This window comes from Wenyingzhuangia heitensis (assembly GCF_011762155.1).
GTDB lineage: Bacteria > Bacteroidota > Bacteroidia > Flavobacteriales > Flavobacteriaceae > Wenyingzhuangia > Wenyingzhuangia heitensis.
Window position 1 is genome coordinate 1 of sequence record NZ_JAASQL010000012.1, and the last position, 7,692, is coordinate 7,692.

Annotated in this window: 9 protein-coding genes; all 9 read left to right on the forward strand. The window is 27.8% G+C overall.

Annotation, left to right across the window (positions count from 1 at the left end; genetic code table 11):
• The first annotated feature begins 146 nt into the window (after positions 1–146).
• The 9 genes from FHR24_RS15315 (at position 147) to FHR24_RS15355 (ending at position 7,395) form a co-directional block, all read left to right on the forward strand.
• Positions 147–308 (forward strand): hypothetical protein, encoded by a 162-nt coding sequence (locus FHR24_RS15315; RefSeq protein WP_157359368.1) that lies wholly within the window; start codon positions 147–149, stop codon positions 306–308.
• Complete coding sequence (locus tag FHR24_RS15320) at positions 301–903, forward strand: zeta toxin family protein (protein WP_167191041.1); 603 nt, start codon at positions 301–303, stop codon at positions 901–903. The genes FHR24_RS15315 and FHR24_RS15320 overlap by 8 nt, the downstream gene beginning before the upstream one ends.
• A gap of 224 nt (positions 904–1,127) precedes the next feature.
• Positions 1,128–1,925, forward strand: coding sequence for a hypothetical protein (locus FHR24_RS15325; protein ID WP_167191044.1), 798 nt, complete (start codon positions 1,128–1,130; stop codon positions 1,923–1,925).
• An 822-nt stretch (positions 1,926–2,747) separates the two neighbouring features.
• The gene (locus FHR24_RS15330) at positions 2,748–3,836 is read left to right on the forward strand and encodes a hypothetical protein (RefSeq protein ID WP_167191048.1); all 1,089 of its coding nucleotides are present in this window, start codon (positions 2,748–2,750) and stop codon (positions 3,834–3,836) included.
• 307 nt (positions 3,837–4,143) lie between these two features.
• Positions 4,144–4,638, forward strand: a complete 495-nt coding sequence (locus FHR24_RS15335; RefSeq protein WP_167191051.1) for an RNA polymerase sigma factor — start codon at positions 4,144–4,146, stop codon at positions 4,636–4,638.
• Positions 4,622–5,263, forward strand: coding sequence for a hypothetical protein (locus tag FHR24_RS15340; RefSeq protein WP_167191054.1), 642 nt, complete (start codon positions 4,622–4,624; stop codon positions 5,261–5,263). Before FHR24_RS15335 ends, FHR24_RS15340 begins: the two co-directional genes overlap by 17 nt.
• A 74-nt stretch (positions 5,264–5,337) precedes the next feature.
• On the forward strand, positions 5,338–5,826 hold the full coding sequence (locus FHR24_RS15345) for a hypothetical protein (protein ID WP_167191057.1): 489 nt from the start codon (positions 5,338–5,340) through the stop codon (positions 5,824–5,826).
• A 171-nt stretch (positions 5,827–5,997) separates the two neighbouring features.
• On the forward strand, positions 5,998–6,642 hold the full coding sequence (locus tag FHR24_RS15350) for a hypothetical protein (protein WP_167191059.1): 645 nt from the start codon (positions 5,998–6,000) through the stop codon (positions 6,640–6,642).
• Between the two features lie 171 nt (positions 6,643–6,813).
• Positions 6,814–7,395 carry a pentapeptide repeat-containing protein gene (locus FHR24_RS15355; protein ID WP_167191062.1) on the forward strand — a complete coding sequence of 194 codons (582 nt, stop codon included), beginning with the start codon at positions 6,814–6,816 and terminating at the stop codon, positions 7,393–7,395.
• The last annotated feature ends 297 nt before the right edge of the window (positions 7,396–7,692 follow it).

The following is a 7,692-nucleotide window of genomic DNA, read 5'->3' on the forward strand; positions in this document are numbered from 1 at the left end:
AAAAAGAAACAAAACCAAACAAAAAGCTCTGGCTAAGTGCTTGTCCGAAAATCTGTCGATTTTCAAACCCGCACTAACCATAGCAAAATACGTTGGCAAATATTTTGAAGCTGAATTTTTGAATTAAAATTTTGTAAATTTGCAGTATGAGTAAAAAAGAAGACATACAAAACTATATTTCTAATCTTAAAAATAGATTGAAAGATGAACTTCCTCGAATTTCAGAAGAGATTCGTGTTTATGAAGAAAAACTTGCTGAAGGAAAATTAAACCCAAACCCTACTCCAGGCCCTCAATTTAATGGATAAACCTAAATTATTAGTAATTGCTGGTTGTAACGGTTCTGGAAAATCTTCTTTCTCGAAAGCTTTTACTGAACAAAACATAATCCCTTATGATTATGACAAAGTCTATAAACAGAAATATGAATCTTTAATTGAAACAGAGTTTAGAGATCGAATGGCTCATAATCTTGCTCGAAAAGATTTAGAAAACACAATAAAATATTCAATAGATAATAGACTTAATTTTTGTTATGAAACAAACTTTAACTCTACTCCATTATATTGGCCTGAAATTTTTAAATCAAACGGCTACAGAATAGAAATAGTTTTCTTTTGTTTAAATTCTATTGAAAAGGCAAAAGAAAGAGTTCGTATTAGATTTGAAAATGGTGGTCATTTTGTTCCTGATAATGAAGTCAAATCAAGATATAATTTAGGTTATCAGAATTTAAATGAGAATTGGAAATATTTTGACTCTGTAACTCTTTTTGAAACTAGCAATTATAACGATACTCCGAATCATTTGTTCACTATTGAAGAAAATCAATTTATCTTGAAGAATGATTTTCCCGAATATTTAGAAAAATTAATTCCTACTATAAAAAAACTAGACAAATAAAAAACATTAGCCAACACCTGCTCATAGTTAATGCGGGGTTTAGTTCTTTCCCAAAGTTTTGTTTATATTTACTAAGTCCGCCAAATCTTGTTGATTTGGCTCTATGATTAAAAAAGAAACAAACCCAAACAAAAAGCTCTGGCTAAGTGCTTGTCCGAAAATCTGTCGATTTTCAAACCCGCACTAACCATAGCAAAATACGTTAACAAAAATTGACTTTTATAATGAAAAATCGAATTTTATTATTACTTACAACACTTTTGACAATCACCTCGTGTAAAGTTTTGAAAAGAGAAAATTCAGTTAAACCAGCATTTGAAATATTTAATGACACTATTTCTGATAAGTTATATATTGGTTCTGAAAACATTGAGTACGTAAATAAAAAAGATTTAGAGAATTTTATGAAAATTAAAATCAGTGGGGGAAATGAAAAAATTCTAAATGGCAATTCAGTACAATTTATAAAAAATAATAAAACTCAAAATTCCGTAATATCAATTTATTCTAAAAACTTAATAAAGGAAAATACAGAAACTACTCAGTATTGGAAAACCTCTTATAAGAACTCAATTACTCACCATAAAGAAAATAAATATTTTCATATTAAAAAAAATGAAGAAATAAAGCAAACAATAAATTTTAGTCCTTTTAATTTCAGTAAAAAACATCTTGTATTTATTGGGAATTCTAAAGCCGAAAAATTTGTAAAACAGTCTATTACAGGTCAACCATATTTATGGGGATATCAAATTGGAAATTTTAAGAAAGATGATTGGGTATTTATGCAATCACCGCATAATGTTAGAACTTCTGATATTGAAAATAATTGGGAGAAAATTTATATCGTTAATGAATTATTAAATGACATATCATCTGTTTATGTAAAAATGTCTCTTGGACTTAGAAAAGATGAATCAAAAGGAGATGCAAAAGCAACACTTACAAATTTAAATTTGAGAATATTTAATTCAAAAGAAGATGCTATGTTTTATATAGAAAATATATTTAAAGAAAAATAACTTTTGCTAACACCGGCTAAACTTAATGTGGGTTTTTAGGTTTTCCTGAAGTTTTTGGTTTATTTACTTTGTCCGCTTAAACTTATTTGATTAGTTTTAAGTCGACAAAGAAAAAACAAATAAATAAGTCTAAGCTAAGTGGCTCGTCCGATAATCCCTGACTATCAACTCCCACACTAAGCTTAGCCAAATACGTTAGCTTTAACAGGCAGTAAAATTCGGTCGAATTTTTAACAGCTTACGAAACCATAAATATTCTTAGGAAATTGAAAGTACGTCACTCCTACTTTTTTACAAAACTTTTTGCTTGCTGAAAGTTCTATAATCTTAAAACAAAATAGTTTTTTACTTGCTGAGAAATTTAAACTTACTGAAAGATTTCTTCTTTTAAAATCGTAGTTACGCTGAATTTTAAAGTAGCAACGCTGAAACTACTCTTGCGTTTAATGAAACAGTAGCCACGCAAAAAGTTGTTCCTTGAAAACCTTTTAAAAAATGAAAAATTATACGCTACAGAAATTACTATTGTGTTTATGAAAGTAGTAGCTATCTTAAAATTATTGTTTCAAAATAGTTTTTTACAAGCTGAAAATGAAAGTCATTCTTGAATTCAGTAATTACGCTAAGTTTCAATAAAAGTTCAAAATAAACTGAAACTTAAAAGCTGCTAAAAGCTAACACCGCATAAAAACAATTTGTGTTTGGTTTCTTTCCCAATGTTCTGTACTTTTAAACAAAAGTTAAATCAGTACGCTCGAAAAGGCCTTGCCTATTTTCTCACAAACTGATTTTTATACAAATACGTTGTAGGTAATTATAAAAATGAAAAACGATAAAAAACTTTTAGAAGGCATAATCAGTGATTATTACAATTCTGTAGAAGATTTATTCTTTTACAGAATAAAAAATGATTGGAAAATAGATCTATCAATGTTTCTGTTTGCCATAAGTGTTTTTTTCTTAGCTATTAACATTATTCCAATTCTCCCAGGATTTAACGACGACTATTTTCTATTTCTTTTTGATTTTATAAAAAAGAATGTTAACCTACCTTTTGAAGAATTTAACTTCTGGAGAAAATGGGCTCTTGGTGTGATTGTTTCATTAATTACTTTTGTAATTTTTTTTATCATATTTAAATATTGGGAAAACCGAAATTCTAAAAAAGCTATAAGACCTAGATTAATCAAATTTTGCTATGCTTTTACATTACGAAAAGAAATAAAAAGTTATTTAATAAATGAAAATGAAACACATTTAGAAAACATTCTGGATTATTTTAAAAAAGTAATCTATTCCTTTACCGAAAGTCCTTTTTATTATAGAAATTCAGATTTTCAAAAATCTATTTCTTTTAAGAACTTAAAAAAGGTACTTATTAAAGAATATGAATGGCTAGAATTTACAAATGAAACAAATGAAATCCTTAATTCACTCTCATCTACTGAATCGAAACTTGAAAGACGAATAAAATTAAAAACAGAATTAGATAAAACACTTCCTTTAATTGATTTAATAGTGCTTTATGAATTTTCAAAAATTAAACCAAATGAATCAAATTGTGACGGAATAGAAATTAAGAATCAACGTGTAAATTATATAAAAGAATTCGCAAAAGAACTAAATAATATTAAAGAAATAGACGATGTAGTTGAAGATACTAATATCAAACGAGATATTATAAAAACCATAACTACACCAATTATTAATCTATTTTCAAGTTCTAATATTTTAACTATGTTTTTTAGTTGGTTAATATTATTAACTATTTTGTTTGTTATTTCATCAATTTTAGTAATTAAGAGCCTTAAATTAGAAATTGATTCTACAATACTTATAGGACTACTGACAGCTCCTTTTTTGGGAGCTATAACATTAGTTGCAACAATTTATACTAAGAATAAAAAATAACTACCTACAACACCTGCTCATAGTTAATGCGGGTTTAGTTCTTTTCTAAAGTTTTGTCTATATTTACTAAGTCACCAAATCTTTTCGATTTGGCTTAGTAACCAAACAAGAAACAAAACCAAACAAAAAGCTATGGCTTAGTACTTGTCCGAAAATCTAGCCGATTTTCAAACCGCACTAACCATAGCAAAATACGTTGTAAACAATTACTCAGAAATCAATTCGAAATATCTACACAAATAAAAATTATAAATATTTAAGATGTAATAATTTTAAACTTCAGCCACTAACCTCTTAAAAACAATTTTTGAGTAGCGATTTTTACACATCATCAATTTTACCTTATTCTGGAATAATTATAAATATTTGCAGAGCATACACTGACTCCCAAGAAGATTTTGAGGATTATTATCAGGAAGTATGTTTGCAAATATGGAGAAGTAAAGACAAGTTTCGTGGCGACTCTAAATGGTCTACCTGGATTTACAGACTAACTTTAAATATATGTTTAACCTTAGTTAAAAAAAAGAAAAAAACACGTCAATACTATAGCGCTGATAGTATAATTAACAATGAAGATGATGACAACAATACTTTTTTTTCAGATAGTGATTTAGATTTATTATATGACGCTATTAAACAACTATCTGAAGTTGATAGAGCCATTATATTATTTTACTTAGAAGAAAAACCAAATAAGGAAATTGCAGAAATAATTGGAACAACACCTAATAACATTGGTGTGCGAGTTAACAGAATTAAAAAAAGATTGAAAAAATTATTAGATGGAAAAATCAATTGAATCAATTTGGAAACAAGGTATTTTGAATAAAAATATTATGGTAGCTCCAAAACCAAATAACTTTTATAATCAAAAGTCTATTCATATTATAGACAAGTTCAAAAGAATGTTTAAAATAAATATAAACATCATTATTATATGTGCTTTGGTGTTATTACCACTTTCCTTTTTAGCAGAAATTCCAATCACTGGAATACTTATTTTTCTTCTTTTAGCTGTTATAGTAATTGTGAATATAAAGCTATTTAAAAGCCTAAATAAAATCGATAAAAACATAAGTAGTTACCAATATTTAAAATCTTTTGATAAATGGATGCAAGTTCAAATTTTGATTAATATGAAAATGTCCAGATTTATTTATCCTTATATTTTTATAGTTATAGTAACTAGCTTTTGGTTTTCTAATTCTTTTCAAGATACTTTCAATAAGCTATTAGATAGTCATCAATTTTATTTAATCAAAGGAGTACCAGTATTTTGGATAATTTCAATACTAATAATTGCTATTTTATTAGGCATTTTTGGAGGACGAATCTATAAATGGGACTTAAATTTAGTTTACGGAGGTATATTAAAAAAACTAGATAAATTAATTAAAGATATGGAAGACTTAAGAGGTTCTTAATTTTGAAAAAAAAAAGCTAAGCTAAAGTGTAATATTATTTGATTTTGGGCACAAATTAAATAAACATTAAAATTATGAGTATTAAAGAAGCTATAGAAGTTTTTAAAAATTTATTAGAGGAAACCAAAAACAAACAAGAAACAATTGTCTATGAGGGGTTTACTATAATTTTAAATAATTTAAAAAACAAAGAACTAACAGAAAAACAATTATCACGCATTGAAGATGAAATTGGAATATTGAATTTAAAATCGAATCCTGAAAATAAGAAAAGGTACTTTAGTAAAAAACTTACTGTTTTTAAACTGTTTTTAAAAAAGGAGTTCTCATTAATTACTGAAGGTTACTATACTGCTATAGGTCTAACTATCGGTATGAGTTTAGGAATGGGTTTTGGATTAGCAATTGGTAGTATTATAGGTATATTTGGAAACTCAGAAAGATTAGCTATGGGAATAGCTTTAGGGTCAGCATTAGGAATGGGATTAGGTTTAACGATAGGGTTACTCATTGGGCGAAATATGGACATAGTAGCTAACAATGAAAATAGAGTTTTAAAATAGAATAGAAAGTAATAAAATAACTGTTTACAACAACGTATATAAAAAATAGCAGGTAAGAGCTAAACTTAAAGTTCATTTCTTTTCTGCTATCTTTGTTTTATAACGCAAAATTGTCGCAAATAAATCTGCTACTTTCCATATACTAACCGTTGTGGTGCATTAAACGGAACTATGAAAGACAAAATCAAAGTCAAACATTCAGAACTTGAAAAAACAATTGGAATAGATATAAAACCAATAACTAGTCATTATTTAAAAAAGGGAATTGAATATAGTAACGTGAGTATAAATGCAAAGGAGAAAAAATTTATAGAACAACAACCATATCCAAGCATATATTGGGCTTTTTGTGCTGTCGGAGCTTTAATTGGGACAGAAAATATGGAAGGAACAATGGACGGAAAAGCTGATGCAATGCGACATTGTTTATGGGGAGCTTGTATGGCTAAATTTGTAGGAGGTCATACAGCGAGAATTATGCTGGATAATCACGAGTATGGAAGAGAAGACTTGTACGATAATTATAATAATGATATAGCGGTTAGAATAGGTTTAAGTGGAAAGATAAATTTGTGGAATGAATGTAAGGAAGCTTTAAAAACTGGAAAACTGAAATACAAAAAGCCAGTAAGAAAACCTTCAAAAAAAACCAAACCTAAGCCAAAACAAAAACCTGAGAAAGATGAACGTTTAGGTACAGACAATAGTGTTAGAGGAAGAAGAACATCAAACAAACCAGAAAAACCTGAAAAGCCAAGTAGACCTGAAAAACCTGAAAAGCCAAAGAAGGATGATTTATTAGGCCCTCTAGGTTAAAATAACGCACCACAACAACGTGTATAATTAATTGCTTTGGCAAGTGCCTACTTGGAAAATTCCTTCGGAATTTTCTCTGGCAAATATTTGTTTACTAAATTAGTTGCTTAACCACGCAACTAACCATACACAAACACGTTATGTGCAAGCGGAAAAAAACATCGAGATTAAATGAATGAACAGTTTATAGAAGAAAAAACATTTAAAAAAAAGGACTTTTCGGAAAATGGACTTGAAAAAGGCGAATATGAATTATGTACTTTTTTAAATTGTAATTTCTCGAATTCTGATTTGTCGAAAATTAGGTTTATAGACTGCGAATTTTATGACTGTAATTTAAGTTCAGCTCATATTTTACAAACAGGATTTCAAAATATACTTTTTAAAGATTGTAAAATGTTAGGTTTACAATTCGATAAATGTAACGACTTTGGATTTTTAATAAAAGTTGACAAATGCCAATTAAATCATTCGTCATTTTTTAAACGGAAACTTTCAAAAATTTCATTTCAGAAAACCAAACTTCAAGAAGTTGATTTTACGGAGTGTGATTTGAGTTTATCCGTTTTTGATGATTGTGACTTACAAAATGCAATATTCAAAAACACAAACTTCCAAAATACTGATTTTAGAAGTTCTTACAACTTTTCAATTGACCCAGAAAATAATCAAATTAAAGGAGCTAAATTTACTTTAGAAACGGTAGTTGGACTTTTAACAAAATATAATATCAAAATAGAACCCGGCTTTTAGAATACATTCGAGAAAAGTGCTACTTACTGAAAATATTGAAAAAGATAATTTGAATTCTGATAAAGCAATGCCAGCACATAACACCGTATATAATTTATTGCTGGCTTCTCGCCTACTTACGAAAGTCCTCGCGGACTTTCTTGGTCGGTAATTATTTACTAAATTTAGTGCTTAAATCACGCAACAAACCATATACAAACACGTTGTAGTAAATTATGAAAAAAATAATACTGATACTCTTAATTATAATTGGAAATGAATCCTTTTCTCAAAAAATTGTACCTAAAATCATAAAAC